Below are 16,507 nucleotides of genomic sequence, written 5' to 3'. Positions count from 1 at the left end.
CAGACGGTAGGAGTGAGCTGTCAGGGGGTCCGAACCGCTGCCAGGCCAGCAGCGGCAGGCCGGGGGCAGTGACAGCCATGCCAGCGAACGCTGCGCCTAGCAGCGCCCAGACAACGGCAACATGACGTTTCAGGATAGGCAGCTAGTGAGGCACGGTAGGTGGCCCAGAGGTCGGGGGCGGCATACAAACTAGGCCCGTTTGTTGGACATTGACGGGAACCTTGGACAGGACCGACTCGCGCCGCTCACCGCGGACACGCTTCAGGCTTGACTTTGAGCCAGAAGCGCCGAAAGGGACTGCCCCGGGTTTTGTTGACTCCTTGACCTACCGAGCTTGTGCTCGTGGAAGGATGTTGACCATGCCCACGCCTTATGGGGCGGAGTTCCGCCAGGACGTTATTGATGTGGCCCGCAAGGGTGAGGCGCCGCTGGCGCAGATTGCGAAGGATTTCGGGCTTTCGGTTACGACGTTGAAGCGCTGGATTGCGATCGCCGAACGTAAAGAATCCGGGGCTGGCCCAGCAGCTGCGGAGTCGGTCGAGATGCGGGAGTTGAAGAAGCGGAACCGGTTGTTGGAGCAGGAGAATGAGATTCTGCGCCGGGCTGCTGCCTATCTTGCCAGGGATATCAACCCAAAATGATCTACCCGCTGGTCACGGATCTTGCCGCCGACGGCGTTCCCGTGGCGGTGACTTGCAGGGTGTTGAAGTTTAGCAAGCAAGGCTATTACCGGTGGAGGGCCAGTCCGGTGACGGAACGGGAGTGGGCCGACGCGCACTTGGTTAACGCCGCCCGGGACATCCATGCCGAGGACCCGGCGTTCGGGTACCGGTTTATCGCCGACGAGCTCCCGGAGATGGGCATCGTAGCGGGTGAGAACAGGGTCCAGCGCTTGTGTAGGGACCACGGCATCTGGTCGGTTTTCTCAAGGAAGCGTGGCCTGAACCGGAAGCCGGGGCCACCGGTCCACGACGACCTGGTGGAGCGGGACTTCACCGCCGCGGCGCCGAACGAGCTGTGGCTGACAGACATCACCGAGCACCCAACTGCCGAGGGGAAGCTCTACCTCTGCGCGGTGAAGGACGTCTATTCCGGAAGGATCGTCGGGTACTCGATGGACACACGGATGAAGTCCTCGCTTGCCGTCGCCGCCCTAGAGAACGCGGTGCGGGCACGCCGTCCGGCAGGGACAGTGGTGCACTCGGACCGGGGGTCCCAGTTCCGGTCTCGCCGCTTCGTCGAATCACTCCGGCACCACGGGCTCACCGGATCGATGGGCAGGGTCGGCGCGTGCGCGGACAACGCCGCGATGGAGTCGTTCTTCTCGCTGCTGCAGAAGAACGTCCTGGACCGTCAGCGGTGGCTCACCAGACAGGACCTCCGACTGGCCATCACGACCTGGATCGAGCGGACCTATCACCGCCGGCGACGGCAAAGACGGCTGGGCAAACTCACGCCCGTCGAATATGAAACAATCAACCGGACCGCGCTCACAGCGGCCTAATACCCCGAGTCAACAAAAGCCGGGGCAGTCCCAAATGAGCTCCCCATGCGGATAAGTGTAACGGTCAGATGAATCCGGTTTCGGCGACCAGCGGGAGGCGTCGTGGCCGGTGCTGAGAGACCACTAAATGCTGGTATCGCTAAACCCGCGATTTGACCTAATTCGGACCTTGGCCTCGCAATATTGTGGCATTTGAGACAATGCCGTGAGCAAAAAACAGGCGGGGGATCCCAAGGAAGGGCCAACCCGCAAAACCGGCACTGCAGCCCAAAGTTGCTGCAATTCAAATAACCCTTGGAAAATCTAATTCGAAGCGAGGCTGTCCCAAATGGATGTGCACGTCGCTTAACTCCGCATAGGGTACTGCCGCGGTCAAACCGTGGATAGTCAGCTTGGCAAGATTGCAACCCGCGTGTTTGGCGAGGTGCTTGGCACCGGCAGCGGCAGCGCTTATCACGGCTGTTCATGCTGCAGAAACCGAGAGTCAAATTTGGCCTTCAAGCACGGCGCGCCTTCTCGATCGCTATGCCTGACAACGAGCTCATTGCACCTGACCTAGAGTTACCATCGACTGCCGGATATCCAACGGCAGACATTGTAGTGTGCTTACTTTTCAAGCCCCTCACTGCTCTCATACTGATGCATATCCATTCGGGGCATGTTCGAATCGACCCCCCCTGAAAGCTAGGCTCCCAGGTCAAGCTTTCGAAGTCTGCCAGAATCGCATCACAATCCATCAATCGTCGTCGTCCGGCCGCAATGGCTCCTGGCTATCGTTCATGCAACCTGGGGGCCGATCAACATGCATTGCAGGCATCACCGCGCAAAACGCTTGATACTTTTCGAGCGAATTGCACGGGCCGTATCACGCCCAACCTTCAACAACGAGTTCCTCGGGATACCCAATTGCCTGCGACAATAATTTATCCATTGAACAGGGTCCATCGCAAGAGCTCGGCTGTCATCCCTTATAGTTGTCCGGTATATCCGCCGGATGCCGTACTTCTTCTCCGCCGGGACATGCCATAATGCCAATTTTTCGTCATCTGTGGACACATTCTGGTACTTGAACGGCTGCGTCCACAGCCTGCGCACGAAAAAATTCATTCGTCCCGGGACGACATCCAACAACCCATAGACAAGACTCAGGAGATGGGCCTCTTCAAACTGAAGGCTCTGGTCCAACGCATGCTGGTCCATGAGCGCTGACCAAACTGCATCAGAGGTGGCAATGAGATCGCTAAGGGATGACCCATTCCCACCAATAAACTCGCCGCCCGAATAGTCAAGACGATCTTTGGTATCCAAATTAAGACTACCAGCAAGACTTTTTAGGAACTCCATCGACATCCCATTAATGTGCTGCGACCTAGCGTATCCGACCGTATAGGTGGAGATACCTTGCTCTTGTAAGGCTTGCCACAATTTGTCGGTGGATTGGGTAGACCACACAATATCACTGTCTAAAACAACCCACGCGTCACATTCCCCTACTTTTCGCGCGAGGTCGGCGAGAACGTCGATCACGAAGAATTGGTTTCTCCAAGATTTAGCGAAGGATTCGGGCGGCTGATGTTTATACGGAATCACCTCTATGGTCACCTGGAGTCGTTGCAACAAGTGCCACACCTCATGTGCCACCTTGCTGCTACCTTTGTCCCACGGCGCATTGAGGTAAAGCACTAATTCGGCGTCCGGATTTGCTTTTCGCGCCGATAGGAAGAACACCCCTACGCAGCGACGATAGACGTCTCTAAATGACTCAGTGGAAGAATCGCCACGAACTTGGGCATACTCACCGCCCTCTGTTTTCGATTGCGTGTAAAACCATGTAGAAACCCAGTTCGTCATGGGCATAGCCTAATGGCTGCGGGGGGCACTTGAAGACACATCAGCGCTTCCACTTGGAACAGCATTAAGAGGCTTTTGAGATGTCGTAAAGGTCTATATCCGGCTTCCGAAAGCGACAGCATGGTAAGCAACACCGCCAAGTGAACGCACGTCTCAATGAGAAGCTTCGGAACCCTTGACCGTCACGGGAAGACGGGCCGGCCCGGTCCACAAAGCAAGCATGTCCCGCCGTCAAGGCGGCACCGAGAGGTGGACATCGGTCTAGAGAAGTGTACTAGCGAAGGCATTTCCGCGTTCAACTAGTACCACGTAACCGTAGGTATAAATAGGGCGGGCTGGCAGAAGATACCCTAAGCGCAACGAGCACTTCCTAGAGCGCCGCAAGCAAGACCCCTAGCCTTCTCGCTTGGCCACGCCGAGTACAATGGGCAGGACCGCACGTTTATTGCGTTCTGGCGCCACCAAGCGGCGGCGACAGGAATCGACACAGGGGGACCCCGGCTTGGACTTACGCGACTACTTCCGAATCCTACGCCGCAACTGGATTTTGATTGTTTCATTCGTTCTTGCGGGCGTTCTCATCGGAGGTGGCGCTTCAATTTTGGCTAAACCTTCGTACACCGCGGAAACGCAGCTGTTTGTTGCTATTCAGGGGTCAGGATCAATTCAGGAACTGCAGCAGGGTAATACGTTTGGCCAAGCGCGCGTACAGTCTTACGTAAAGACCGTTGACTCCCCAATCGTCCTCCAACCGGCAATAGATTCTTTGGGTTTAGCAATTAGTTCCCAAGAGTTGTCCGGAAGGGTAACGGCACAGACTGACCCGAACACTGTCCTGATAAGCATTTCCGTGTCGGACAGCTCCCCGGTACAGTCAGCAGCCCTGGCGCAAGCGGTAGCTGCCAGTCTCATCAAAGCCGTTGACAAGTTGGAGCAGCCCAACGCTGCAGGCACTTCGCCCGTCAGCCTGTCAATCATCAAGCCTGCCACCGCTCCAACGAGTCCGTCTGCGCCAAACACACGCCTAAACCTTTTGCTCGGACTTCTCGCGGGCACAGCGCTGGGCATTGGGGGGGCCATTCTTAGATCCAAGCTGGATAATCGCATACGTGGCGAAGCAGATTTGCGTCGTGTAACCGACGCCCCCCTTCTCGGCGGCATCGCCTTCGATCAAGACGCCTCAAGGAAACCCCTTCTCACACAAGCCGCCCCTCAAAGTCCTCGCGCTGAATCATTCCGTCAGCTCCGGACGAACCTCCAGTTCGCAAACGTTGCTCGCCAAGCTAAAACGGTACTCGTCACTTCTTCGTTGCCGGGCGAGGGCAAGAGCACAACCGCCACGAACTTAGCCATAGCAGTAGCGCAAGCGGGGCAGTCAGTTTGCTTGATAGATGCCGACCTTCGTCGCCCAATGGTCAGCGAATACCTGGGTCTCGACCGAACCGCAGGGCTTACTACTACGCTTGTAGGCAGCGCGGACGTGAACGAGGTCCTACAGCCCTGGGGAAATGACAACCTCTTCGTTCTTGCATCAGGTCGCATCCCCCCCAACCCGAGCGAGTTGCTCGGGTCGGGGGCAATGAGGCAGCTTATCGCCAGCCTGGAACAGTCCTTCGACATGCTTATTATTGATGCCCCGCCTCTGCTTCCTGTTACGGATGCCGCAGTGCTCTCACAGTATGTAGGCGGAATTGTCGTGGTGGCGGGATCGCAAAAATTGAGGGTTCAAGACCTGCAAAAGGCCATGACGATGCTAGACATGGTGGACGCGCCTGTGCTCGGAATTGTACTAAATCAGATCCCAGTTAAAGGCCCAGATGCATACGCCTACGGCTATTACAGTTATGGATCGCCTTCTGAAATTGAAGACTTGCAAGATGAAGCTGCAACATTCAGGCGGAGTGACATGCACGAGACCAACGATGTAGGGTGCGATTTCGACAGGATCCTAAGGGATGAGAGCAGTCGACGGGCTGTAACTCATCCGCGACCGCAGCGACAGTAAGCGGTCCGTCTGCTGACGACTGATGGATATTGAAGCGCGTCCCGAGGCATCCGTCGATATGTTTTTCATGCGGGTCGCACACAAACAATGCATGTTGCTGGCGCCCTTGGAGCAGTACACGTGACTGCCCGATGCAGCTATCCGTGAGTTTCAACCAGTTTCGCACGCCCTGCTTTGGTCCAAAAGCAGCATCCGGAAGGCCAAGTTCATTCCAGGTGAATCTAGGCACGGCGCCCTTAGGCGTCACAACGTAAAACATCGCTTCACGCAGGCACAACGCCAAGCACTCAATCCGTTCAGGTAGTCCGCCTGCGTCTATGACCTGCAACTGCGAAACCTGTCGGGAATTGTAATCATCGATAGTGCACATTGAAATGCCTTGCGTATGCGCTGCGGCGCCTATCGCACACAGCGCATAGTGGCGCTATGTGCGTGATGGAGGGAGAATTCCGTATTTGCGTGCGATTACGACCATGGGAAGTCTGTCGCGTAAAACAAGACCGGCAGAAATAGGGATAAACGCCGCGAACAAAGCTAAGATGAGATAGACGAACGAGCTGCTACTCATCTTTACAAGCTCGAGCGAACACCAAAGAGCGAGCGCAACTATGAAGGAAATACCCACTAAAAAGAGATAATTGGCAAGAAGCCTTCGAACGTCTAGATAGCCTTGTCTCCCCAAGAGAAAAACATGCCAGCCGTGGCGAACCACATTGGTCAAGACCAGGGCAAGGACGGCAACCCATAAGTTCCGAGTCACAAGTACAAAAATGGCCGCAATAACTTGGAGACCGATTAGTATAGCCTCCGTCGAAACGATCCACCGGAAGCGTCCCAAGGCTTCTACTGCACTAGCCAGCAGTGTAGACACTATTTGAAGACCGCCGGCGATTGCTAAAGGACCCGCCAATAACGCCGCCGTCTCCCAACCAGGACCAAACAGCAATGGAACAACAGGTGGTACAAGCACTAATGCCGCGGCACTCAGCATTAGAGAGGCGCCAGCCACCAGGATGAGCATGTCAGTCCAAACGGTTTTTGCCCGATCCGACTCTTGAATGTCGTGACGAAATTCCGGATAAACGGCGCGGATAAGGGCGGCCTGTATCTGTTGCATAGGAATAGATGTAAGTACTTCTGCCCGATTCCAGTGTCCTAAGCTCGCCGCGTCGATACCTCTGACCATACTGAACTTCACGATATTGCCAGTGACATACGAGAGCATGTTGGTAGACGTTAGCTTCCCACTGTAGCTAATGTCTGTCTGTCCCTTCCGAAGGGTGGAAAGACCTAGGAGGCCCCGTTCGCTTGCGAGTAGTGCCCCCACCAGCGTCATGATCTGCGCGACTGATGTGGACACAACGAGCGAACTCGCTGTCTGCCAGTGAAGGACGGCAAGGCCGCCCACGACCATCCCCAGTATGTTGCTGCCCAACGTAATCATTGCCAGATTTCGAAATTTGCCGGTGCGCGCCAGAAGCCCAGTAGCTAGTCCCAAAAACGGGCTTAGTGAGCAACTTATAGCCAGCCAACGAATCGGATTAGACGATGACTCAACTCCCCACAGCCATCCCCAAAAAGGTGCAGTCAGCAACAAAAAGAGACCACAGACAACACCCAGTATCAGTGCATAGGTCAACAAGGGCCGGATGCGGGCTTGGTCCATAACATTCATTCGGGAAATTGTCTGGCCTAGCCCCCCCGTAGCAAGAAGAGAAACCAGTCCAGTGACTGCAAGAGCAACGGCATAGGCACCGAATCCATCGGGTCCCACCGCCCTCGACGTTATGGCAGCATAGGCAAACTGGGCAAGAACCGTCAGTAGCTGCGCCCCGTATACCCAAGAGGCTCCCGCTAGTAGCCGACGAGCTGTGGTCATGTCTGATCGTCCTGATGTCTTCAGCGCTTGTAAGTTGCCCACATAGCGTTCAGCTTGTTTGAGCGACAGCGCGCTCTAGGGCAGACATGCTAAACAGTCCCTCTGAATCAGCTCTTACCCATGCCCCCGTGTCAGGTACGTGGTGCCACCAGGGATGTTTGGCGATTACAGCGCCCCGAGATGCGAGTCCTGCGGTAAAGCTGAAAGACGAAGGAGCTACGACAAGTATTTTCGCGCCACAAAGCTCAATGAAATCGATATCCCGATTTCGATTTAGGCAAAGAGTAACGCCTTCACGCGAGAGAAGAGGAAAGTCGCTCGGTGTTCCGAGCGCGTAGACTCTTACCGGCAGTCCGGCATACTGAGCGTTCCGTCGTATTCGTCGGAGTAGGGAGATGTACCACTCCTCATCAATCCATCGAGATTGTCCAGTTGCACCACCCATCATGGCTGGGTCCACGTCCCCACGCCGAATATGCATAGCAATATAGGGCGATTTTGTCATAGAAATCTCCTTGAGCATCGTCCCATGAGAGCCACTCAGGACTGCCTCCCTAATGGCAGTAGATGCTGGAGTCTGGTCCCAGCGTGGCTGATCCAGTGCGAACTCAAAATTGACGGGCTTGCCCTTAGCCTCAATCAGCGCTTTATGTACTTGGCCACGAAGGACCGTAGCGCTCCGCGGGTCGCGCTCGTCGAGTACAGAAGTGAGTCGTACGTGTGTCCCCCCAGTGACTGTGGAACCCGTCACAAACTCAAACAATCCATCTGGGTCGCGTGTTAGCAATCCACCCGTATATTGAAGGCCCAAATCCCGTGCCCATAAGTAACCCGATATCCACCCAGCCAATTGATGTCCTAAGCCAGGATAAGGGTGAATTCTCGCGGCTGCTGTTCCAAGAGACAAGTCGGCCGAGGTTGTTGCCCAAGGTCCAAACTTCCTCTCCAGCACGGCAAGATTCCGCTGGTCGCGAGCATTACGGTAGCGTGCATAATGCAGTGATGCTCGGAGTGGCACGGTGCTAAAAGGTCTTATTTGCAATAGATTTCCTATAAAATTACTTAGTCAAGATATCTGGCTCACGGGTGCAATAAATACTCAGTCTGTTACATACCCGCTATGGCGTACACGACCCAACCCTCAAACGGCAGTCAGTGAACCGTCCTCGAGATCCCAAGCTTCAGAAGCTGCGCGAGGATCTACGCGTATAGACCGGTAATTAAGAAATTTCACAAGTTGGTCATCCTGGCGAAAGTCATGGTACGCGAACTTCTGGGCGCTTATTCCTGCTTCAATGCGCTGATATGGGGAAGTTTTGGAAAGATACTGATGAATGTCATCAACCAAGCCGCGGCCCGACCGATTATGGATTAGAAATGCCTTTGTCGATCCGGGGAACAAACGATCATAACCGGGGTGCCATGTAGTTGCGTGAATCGATCCCGAGGCAAGCGAAATAGGCAGGCGATTCGAGAAGTAGTTGGGCTCCTTCGCATAGTGGTCCCAGTTAGCACTTACCCAGGCGGAACGGATAACCTCGTGCTGTTTTGAGAATTCCACTGGTCCCATGGCGCCTACGCCGGTCCAACCACGACCATAAATTGCTAGCCGATCACCGAAGCGATCCTGCAGCAGGTCGACAAACTTTATGCGATCACGCCAGTTAGGGTGTCCTCTGAAACGCGGAGAGTTGCGATTCGCCACAACCACAATATCGTGCTCGCGTACGAGATCATTTGACACTGGCATATATTCATAACGGTCGGGTTCAAAGACGTGCGGGGCCCACCTAACATCGGCGCAACCTGCTCGGCGGAAGTTATCGGCGAATACGCCTGAGCCGACCGTGAAAGTTACATTAGCAGCCCTTCCGGCTGCTTGCGCCGATACGGGCAAGGGATGTTTGAAACGGCTATAGGGGTCGGCCTCGTGATAGATAAACTCAAATTCTGCAGCTTTCCGCATCGCGTGAAAGTGCTTGTGCCTGAGACCGGTGGTCCCTAGATGTTGCATCAGAACGACATTTGGTCGGAAGCTCCGGATTCGGCTAATGAGATCCTGCCGATGTTCCTCGGCGTCTCCTCCGTTCCGGATACGCCATTGCAGGCTGAAAACATCCGCCTCCGCAATAAGTCCTGCCTTGACTAAGTTAGCCAACGGACGGCGGAAACCAAGCTGTCGAAAATCGCCAGCCTCGTTGGGCACATATAGGATTCTGATGCTAACCATCCCCAGAAAGACCTCTCACTGAAACATCAATAGTCAGACAAACTTGCAGGAGCGAAAGACGGAGATATTAGGAACGTTCAAAACTCCGCCGATATCCCAACTTTGTAAGCAGAGCCCAGTGGGTTTCAAAAGAATCTGCGTCGAAGCGGTGGCCGATAACACGGGCGGGACTGCCGACTGCGATCGAATTGGCGGGAATATCGCGCGTTACTACTGCGCCCGCACCGATAACTGTACTATCTCCAATCGACACGCCTGAAAGCACGATGGCCCCATAGCCGATCCATACATCAGAACCAATGACGACGGGATGACTCAAACGGTCAGGGGCTCGGCCCACCCAGGCAGTTTCGGTGATTGGCACGCCTACTTCGGACGTTGCATGGTCATTTCGACCAACTATTCCAGCGGAGTTGGCAACCAGGACCGAGTCGCCAATTGTCCCATCAACTTCTATCCGCACGTTAGATCCGAGGTGAACATCTCTACCAACAGTGAGGTTCCTTGGTGCCCACATGATTGTGTTCGGGCCGGCTCTAAAGCCTGCACCAACTTCAACGTTGTCCATCGACGTGGCACGTAATCTGCGCCTGTACCTAATCCATCGCAGCACCGAACTTCTCCTTTGACCTGTCTCCAAGGCGCGAACGTCGTTGAGCCGCCACCTCTCTATAAATTACGGCGTACTCGTGACTGCCCCTGGATGCGGAAAAGTCAATGTTCAGATTGGTTCGTCTCTGGTAATCGCGAGGCACTGCGCGAACGGCGGTGAACCATGCATCCTGGTCGTCCGCAACCATTTCAACACCTTCAATCGATCGTGCCCAACGAAGGCCGGGCACGTCATTCACAAGGCAAGGTAGACCCACAACCAGCGCTTCAGCCAACGCCACGCCCATCCCTTCATGTCGGCTTGGCATCATGAAGTATGAGCCCAAGAGGAGAGCATCGGTTGGCGACTCGACCCCCCTGCAAGTCAAACGGTCCTCGTGATCAAAAACTTGCAGAAGTCTCAGCTCTTCTTCGCTGGCGTTACTCTCATTTCCCAAGTGAATCAGTTTGTGCTGCGTCCCAGCCAATGCATGTAACGCTAATTCATGCTGCTTTATCTCTGAGCAATTTCCCACAATAACCGCAACTGCATCTACCTTGCGTCCATTCATTAGTTCCGACCGGCGATCGCGAATCTGAAAAAAGGCATCATCGACCCAGTTGTATATCGTCTCAACGCGGCGAAAAAGCTTTTTCTCATTAGCAGAAACTTCGGGTGAGGGCGCCACAAGAACATGCATCATACGGTCAGCGATCTGCGCCTGGATAAGTCGCGTAATTCGCCATCTTCCAGTAGCTTGGAAAACGTTGTGAATTGTACGGATCAGCGCCCTACTTCGGCCCATGGCTCTCCAACAGGCAAAGGCGGTACGGAGGTAGTCGCCTTCAGTGTGAACGTGGATCACATCCACACCAAGTTCCCTGACTAAACTTCTTAGTTCACGTACTCCCGCCTTTGAACCTACTCGAAAGGGAAAGGTCCTAACATCGTAGCCAGCGTTGCGAAGATCCGATGCAAATGGGTGGTTGTCGCCCTGTCCAAGTATTGTGGAAGTGACACCTTCGCGTAAGAAATAGCCGGCGGCGGTGACGAGCATCTTTTCCATTCCGCTTGGTCTTAGCGGACCCATGATATGCAAAACGTGTATGCTCAATGATTAGGCCTCTTCTCTTTTGTGAAGGACATACCAAATTCTAGATGCCTTTTAGGCATGATCATAGGTACCTCGTCAAGCTGAGGAGTTCGAATTGCCGAGACCGCCCAAGCGAAAAATAGACTGATGTACCAGGGCCACGAATAGCTCCATCCATACACGATCACGGCCGATACAACTGCTAGAGCGGCCATATTCTCCCTGTATCGCAAAAGCCTCGCTAGAACGACGAGAAGGAACACGGCCATCATTGATAGACCTATGATCCCTATACGAAGGTATAAAGTCACATACCAGTTGTGCGGTGCAAACTCAACCCATCGCCCTGCGCCCTCGAATCTACCGAACCCGACACCCATCGCCTGGCCGAACAGGATATTTGACAGCCCGCTACTGATAGATTGATTGATGAGGTTTGTCCAGCTTCTAACCCTGGCATCATAAGTTCCAGAATCAGTGGCCGAATTGCTAAGTTCTGCAAGGACTTGCGGGATAAACTGCCCTGTCAACAAAATCCCGACGGCCCAGGCCGAGAGGAACACGAACAGAGCGATAATTCCCTTAGTGCCTGCTCGAGCGAAGAGAAAGATTACAGCCACGGAGGCAAGCCCAACGGCCCACACTGTTCGTTGCTGGCTCACCACGACTACCAGCAGAAAGATTAGCGCACTTATAAACCAGATTCTGCGCCGGCTTTGCCTCCAATACCAAAAGCACAGAACCGAGCAAAGCAGCACTATCAAGGCCTGGCTAGAAACAAGTGGTCGCGTGGTTTGTTCGATACCACTTGCAGCATCAACGAATCCCGAAGCTGATCCTAGACCGTAGCGGGCTAAGTGATAACCAGCTACGACTGTGAGGAACCAGCCGAGTGTCATAGTCAGCTTCCTGATGAGACTCTCCGCCGCTGCACGATTCCAAGCGAGTGACATCGCCCAAGTCGTTGTTGCATAGGGATGAAAGAATGACCTGAATTCATTGACAGTCTTGCCGAAGTCGTTCTCCAAAAGTCCTGTAGTCAGGGAAACTAGCAGTAAGAAGCCAAGTCCAATCCACGGCCAAAAGGCAGATCTTAAGTTTTGAGCTAATGAAGAGGACTGCAGCAGCGCTATCGCAAGTGCCGCTACGGACAAGACATCCAGGTAGTAAACGCTGGTGCCGCCGATGTTGGCTAAAGCAGGCGGATTAGGGATCTCCCAAGCGACGACAAGGTTGAGAGTAACCGAAAAGGCGCCAACCGAGGGCCAGCGTTTCAATACGGCTGTAAACAGAACGAAGGCTGTAATCGCCGCCGTTGCAAGGAAGACCATCCAGATGCTGGTCATCCAATCATGATCTTTCGTCGTCGTCGGAATCCCGACAGTTGTCGAACCCACCACACCCCATAGGTCACTACGATTATGAATGGCCAAGTGATGTGGTGACTCTTTTGCAAAATACGGCGCAAGGACGCATAATTACCACCACCTTTTGGGCCCAAAAAGTCAGCCCAATCCTTGCTGAGACCGCGCGAAAGAGAAGGCTTATTGCGGCTACAGGCGCCATAAGACGAAGGACCTAGGATAACCGGTATGTTGCTTCGGCTACAACGAAGGCCATAATCAATGTCCGCTAACGCATGTGAAAAGCCACCGTCGATGCCACCAAGGGCTTTCGCCACCGCAACAGGGACAACTACGAGATTTCCATTGAAAACTTCGACACACTGTGCTTCTTGAGTTGGAATGACCAAGTCAAACCTCAAAGGGTGAAGCCCTGCTCTACGCATCCCTGAATACGTAATGCTTCCGTCGATCGGGTCACGCATCGCGCCAACCACAACGGAACCTGGAAAAGATTCCAATGTCTTGGACAAGGAACTGAAGGCGTTTTCGTCAAGAACGACGTCATCGTTCAACCAAACTATGAATTCATCGGGCTCGCCAGCCGACTGTTTTAAGACTGTATCCTCGGCTATGGCCATGCCCCGAGCCCAAAAGGCTGACCCGTCGCCACGAAGAATTTGAATGGGTAGGCCCAGGGCCACCAATGCCTCATATGTACCATCGGTTGATCCGTCGTCATAGACGGTGAAGGAAGCATCAGCACCAGAAAGTGAGATGGCGTTGTGCGCCTTTCGGATGCATTCCACTGTCATCTCACGGCGATTGTGGCAAGCCATTATCATATGCAACTTCACGAATTCCTCACCGCCAAAGCACTTACTATTCCTGCGAAGAATCGTGAAACCATCGACTGAAGTGTGTAAGTCTCCGCATCACGAGAAGCACCTGCCTTTAAGGCTGTCAACATCTGCGAGTTGCTCATGGCTTCGATCATCGTGGCTGCGTAAGTTGACTCATCGTCTGAAGTGACAATGGCATTTTTGCCGTTGGTGAGATACTCGAATTCGGGTGCGTGTAGGGGCCAGTCTGTCGTGACAATAGGAAGTTCAGCGGCGAAACTATCCACCGCAACCAAGCCTACTCTCCCTGGCATCGCCAATATTTGAGACGCAGCCATCGCCTGGGCTTTCTCATAGCCAGACACCCCTCCTAAATACGTTATCCAGGGAAAGCGCTGACTCCATTCCTCAACCTGAAGACGTGCTGGCCCTGAGCCTGCAATAAGCAATCGAAAGTCAGCGTCCAAAACTTGGGCAACCTGTGCCGCTGCAATCAGGAATTCGAGTCTCTTCGAGGAGTCCAGACCACCGATGAAAAGCGCAGTCTTGCCCTTGAGGCCAAGACGCTCGGAAAAGTCTGAAAGGGACTTTTTGCTTACGCTTTTAACACTGGCTCGCAGCGACGACGTGTCGATAGAGTTCTGAACAACGGTGACTTTATTGCTAGGAAATTTATCCGCTACAACTGACGCTAATCCTCCGTTGGTGTACGCAAAGAACCAGTCAGCTCGGGACGTCAACCACCGCGAAAGGGCTCGATCAATGCCAGAGGTACGCTGCGTATAGTCCCTGCCGTGTCCCCACAGGGCAACGATAGGCCGACCGGATGACTTCACAGTCAAGAGCTTGTACGCATCCAAATTCCGCCTTGCCTGCTCCAATATAATCAAGTCAGCACCGGCTGTGGCCGCAGAGGTGTCTCGAACTACTAGCCGGCGACCGGCAAAGTTCCATTCTTTCTGAGCAATCGGGGTGCCGCAGGAAATTTCGCCAGCATCTTTACGGGTAGCCTGGTTCGCTCCTGCTGATCCGTAAGCAACCCTTACATCGATACCGTGAGTTTTCGCCTCACGGTGAAGACTCTCAAAAAAAGGTACGCGGTACTGGGGTACATATTCTTGGAGAATCACCACTTTCGCCATAATCAAATCCTCATACTTGAAACGGATCGGTAAAGGTCCATTGTTTTTGCAAGCCAGATATGACGGCTATACGAGCTTTCGAAGTGCGCTCGAGCCCTGAGGCCGATTTCAGCTTCGCGATTGCACACGTGTTCAAGAGCGGCACCAATGTCATTCCAGGAGTGGAACACCTGCCCGACGTTATGAAGTGAAATGTCATCAGCTGCGCTATTTCCACTCTTCGCCACGACCAGTCGGCCACTAGCTAACGCTTCGGCGTAAATCATCGGCAAACCTTCAGCCCATTCGCTTGGAAAGACCAGCCCACGAGATTCCGCAAGAACTCTTGGGACCTCATTGTGAGAAATCTGCCCCAAGTATCGGACGTTAGACCGACTGAGTGCCTCGACCTCTTGTCGCAACGGTCCATCGCCATAAACTCGGAGATTCACATTATCAGGCCAATGCCGCAGCAGTTTCGTGATTCCCTTTTCGGCAGTTAGCCGGCCAACATAAACCCAATCGACACCGGGTTGCATCCACGGTTGAAAGCCGGAATCTGAGACAAAATTAGGGATTATCTCGGTTTTATCGGGTGGCAGCCCAAAGCTGTGATACATGTGTTGCGCGCGAGGGGATAAGAGGATGACACGGTCCGCGCGAGAAAGTAGCCGATCACCGGCCACGCCCTTCCGGTTTCGGATCGCAAGGGGCACGCTGGCAATCTTAGATTCGCGATAGCAGGCATTGGTCACAGCTTTCAATGAAGAGCTGTCAGGGCAACGAGTACAGACTTTGCCGTCCAGAAATAAAGTTCCAGCGGCGCAGACAGGACGAAAATTGTGGACTGTAGTTACCATCGGTCCACGCCAATCTGTTAGCCAACTAGTCCCCCAGTTTGGGAAAAGATTATGGACGTGAACGACGTCGGGTCCAAATCTTTGCAACTCTTCGATTGGCGACAACCCACGTCCCAACGACACGTTGACGGCGGAGGCTAGTTTGTATCCGGTACGTTTTTCCAAATCATCAGTTCTGGCTGCTACAACGCGGACGTCCACTCCATGGGCGCGGAGGGCAGCTGCCTGAGCATCCACAACGACATTTTCACCGCTTGGTTGGCGGCTTGAGTAGTAGCTGTGCACCAAAGCTACTTTCACTGTCGTTGACCGCCTTGTGGTTCGCGCATCCTTCGAGCTCTTGACCAGCGAAGGGTAGACGCAAGAAACCTTGCGTTGCCAAAGAGGTATCGCTTCCACAGCCTGCGCGGCTCGCAGCACAAACGGAAAACCCATTCGAGACCGCACCGGGTCATCCAAGCAGGAGCCTCACGAACCGTTCCTGCAGCGAAGTCGAAAGCAGCACCAATCGCCACGGCCAGAACCGGTAGTTTTCGCGCCAACCGTTCCGCTTCAAAATCTTGCTTAGGTGTGCCCAGACCAACCCAAACTATATGCGCGCCAGTTTCCTGGATACGTTTGTCCTGTTCATCAATTTCTTTGGCGACGAGTGGACGAAAAGGCGGGCTCTCTGTTCCTACGATTAGGATGTTGGGAAACTTGGCTTTGAGATTACTTTCAAGAGCCGTGAGGACCTCTGGTGTTGATCCCAAAAGGAAATGCTTCAATCCGGCAGTACGACCAGCATCGAAGGTGTCCAGGAAAAGTTGCGGACCGCGGACCTGCGTTAAACGCGGTGATTGGCGACTCATGGCCGAGACCCAAGCTATAGGCTTGCCATCTGGGAAATTGACAGCCGGCGCGCGAAGCACCTCGCGGTACTTCGCCGACTTGTCGGCCAGAGCAACTGTATACGCATTAGCAAGGTGAACGTGCCGCCCAACCCGTTCCTGGGCAAGCCTTACCATCATGACTGCAGCATCGTATCGATTGCTGACAGTGAACTCGATGGGTCCCACTCCTTGGGTAGCCTCCGTGGGTACCTTATGGTGGCTCGCTGAATTTTCTGCAGTGGAATTCTGAGTCATCAGTCGGCCCCCATCGTTTAGTTCATTCTGTGCCGAATGCATATTGAACCCCGACTACTG

At 54.0% G+C, this 16,507-nt stretch carries 12 protein-coding genes; 2 read left to right on the top strand and 10 right to left on the bottom strand.

From position 1 onward, the window contains the following. The first annotated feature begins 359 nt into the window (after positions 1–359). Positions 360–1,504, top strand: a protein-coding gene (locus FDW83_RS07520) for an IS3 family transposase (protein WP_138137068.1) whose coding sequence is annotated in 2 segments (ribosomal slippage) — positions 360–636 and positions 636–1,504 — 1,146 coding nt in all. Because the reading frame shifts where the segments join, the coding sequence is not laid out codon by codon here. A gap of 816 nt (positions 1,505–2,320) precedes the next feature. On the opposite strand, the gene FDW83_RS07515 is transcribed toward FDW83_RS07520, so the two are convergent. After that, entirely contained in the window at positions 2,321–3,355 is a 1,035-nt protein-coding gene (locus tag FDW83_RS07515) for a hypothetical protein (RefSeq protein ID WP_138137066.1), read from the bottom strand. 502 nt (positions 3,356–3,857) lie between these two features. Here FDW83_RS07515 and FDW83_RS07510 point away from each other — a divergent pair. Further along, positions 3,858–5,360, top strand: a complete 1,503-nt coding sequence (locus FDW83_RS07510; RefSeq protein WP_138137064.1) for a polysaccharide biosynthesis tyrosine autokinase — start codon at positions 3,858–3,860, stop codon at positions 5,358–5,360. Between the two features lie 424 nt (positions 5,361–5,784). On the opposite strand, the gene FDW83_RS07505 is transcribed toward FDW83_RS07510, so the two are convergent. From FDW83_RS07505 to FDW83_RS07465, 9 genes are all read right to left on the bottom strand, one after another. Continuing rightward, positions 5,785–7,239 (bottom strand): oligosaccharide flippase family protein, encoded by a 1,455-nt coding sequence (locus tag FDW83_RS07505; protein ID WP_138137062.1) that lies wholly within the window; start codon positions 7,237–7,239, stop codon positions 5,785–5,787. Between the two features lie 1,141 nt (positions 7,240–8,380). Continuing rightward, positions 8,381–9,445, bottom strand: coding sequence for a hypothetical protein (locus tag FDW83_RS07500; RefSeq protein ID WP_138137060.1), 1,065 nt, complete (start codon positions 9,443–9,445; stop codon positions 8,381–8,383). 91 nt (positions 9,446–9,536) lie between these two features. Beyond that, a complete protein-coding gene (locus FDW83_RS19695) occupies positions 9,537–10,037 on the bottom strand; it encodes a DapH/DapD/GlmU-related protein (protein ID WP_305014622.1) in 501 nt (166 codons plus the stop codon). Positions 10,038–10,065: 28 nt separating this feature from the next. Next, the gene (locus FDW83_RS07490; protein ID WP_171027479.1) at positions 10,066–11,127 is read right to left on the bottom strand and encodes a glycosyltransferase family 4 protein; all 1,062 of its coding nucleotides are present in this window, start codon (positions 11,125–11,127) and stop codon (positions 10,066–10,068) included. 44 nt (positions 11,128–11,171) lie between these two features. Next, positions 11,172–12,500, bottom strand: a complete 1,329-nt coding sequence (locus FDW83_RS07485; protein ID WP_138137056.1) for an O-antigen ligase — start codon at positions 12,498–12,500, stop codon at positions 11,172–11,174. Continuing rightward, a complete protein-coding gene (locus FDW83_RS07480; protein ID WP_138137054.1) occupies positions 12,497–13,354 on the bottom strand; it encodes a glycosyltransferase family 2 protein in 858 nt (285 codons plus the stop codon). Before FDW83_RS07480 ends, FDW83_RS07485 begins: the two co-directional genes overlap by 4 nt. Then, the gene (locus FDW83_RS07475; protein ID WP_138137052.1) at positions 13,351–14,481 is read right to left on the bottom strand and encodes a glycosyltransferase family 4 protein; all 1,131 of its coding nucleotides are present in this window, start codon (positions 14,479–14,481) and stop codon (positions 13,351–13,353) included. Before FDW83_RS07475 ends, FDW83_RS07480 begins: the two co-directional genes overlap by 4 nt. A 2-nt stretch (positions 14,482–14,483) precedes the next feature. Next, complete coding sequence (locus tag FDW83_RS07470; RefSeq protein WP_171027478.1) at positions 14,484–15,620, bottom strand: glycosyltransferase family 4 protein; 1,137 nt, start codon at positions 15,618–15,620, stop codon at positions 14,484–14,486. Beyond that, complete coding sequence (locus tag FDW83_RS07465; RefSeq protein ID WP_171027477.1) at positions 15,617–16,378, bottom strand: WecB/TagA/CpsF family glycosyltransferase; 762 nt, start codon at positions 16,376–16,378, stop codon at positions 15,617–15,619. Before FDW83_RS07465 ends, FDW83_RS07470 begins: the two co-directional genes overlap by 4 nt. Positions 16,379–16,507: the final 129 nt, after the last annotated feature.

The sequence above is a fragment of the Pseudarthrobacter sp. NamE2 genome (genome assembly GCF_005796205.1).
Taxonomy (GTDB): Bacteria; Actinomycetota; Actinomycetes; order Actinomycetales; family Micrococcaceae; genus Arthrobacter.
The sequence above is the reverse complement of the archived record's forward strand: the minus strand, read 5'-3'. Positions and strand labels throughout refer to the sequence as shown.

Bases quoted from the DNA above. Each gene is read 5' to 3' on its own strand.
- FDW83_RS07515 (WP_138137066.1), bottom strand. From the start codon at position 3,355: ATGACGAACTGGGTTTCTACATGGTTTTACACGCAATCGAAAACAGAG.
- FDW83_RS07505 (WP_138137062.1), bottom strand. From the start codon at position 7,239: ATGACCACAGCTCGTCGGCTACTAGCGGGAGCCTCTTGGGTATACGGG.
- FDW83_RS19695 (WP_305014622.1), bottom strand. From the start codon at position 10,037: ATGGACAACGTTGAAGTTGGTGCAGGCTTTAGAGCCGGCCCGAACACA.
- FDW83_RS07490 (WP_171027479.1), bottom strand. From the start codon at position 11,127: ATGGAAAAGATGCTCGTCACCGCCGCCGGCTATTTCTTACGCGAAGGT.
- FDW83_RS07485 (WP_138137056.1), bottom strand. From the start codon at position 12,500: ATGACCAGCATCTGGATGGTCTTCCTTGCAACGGCGGCGATTACAGCC.
- FDW83_RS07475 (WP_138137052.1), bottom strand. From the start codon at position 14,481: ATGGCGAAAGTGGTGATTCTCCAAGAATATGTACCCCAGTACCGCGTA.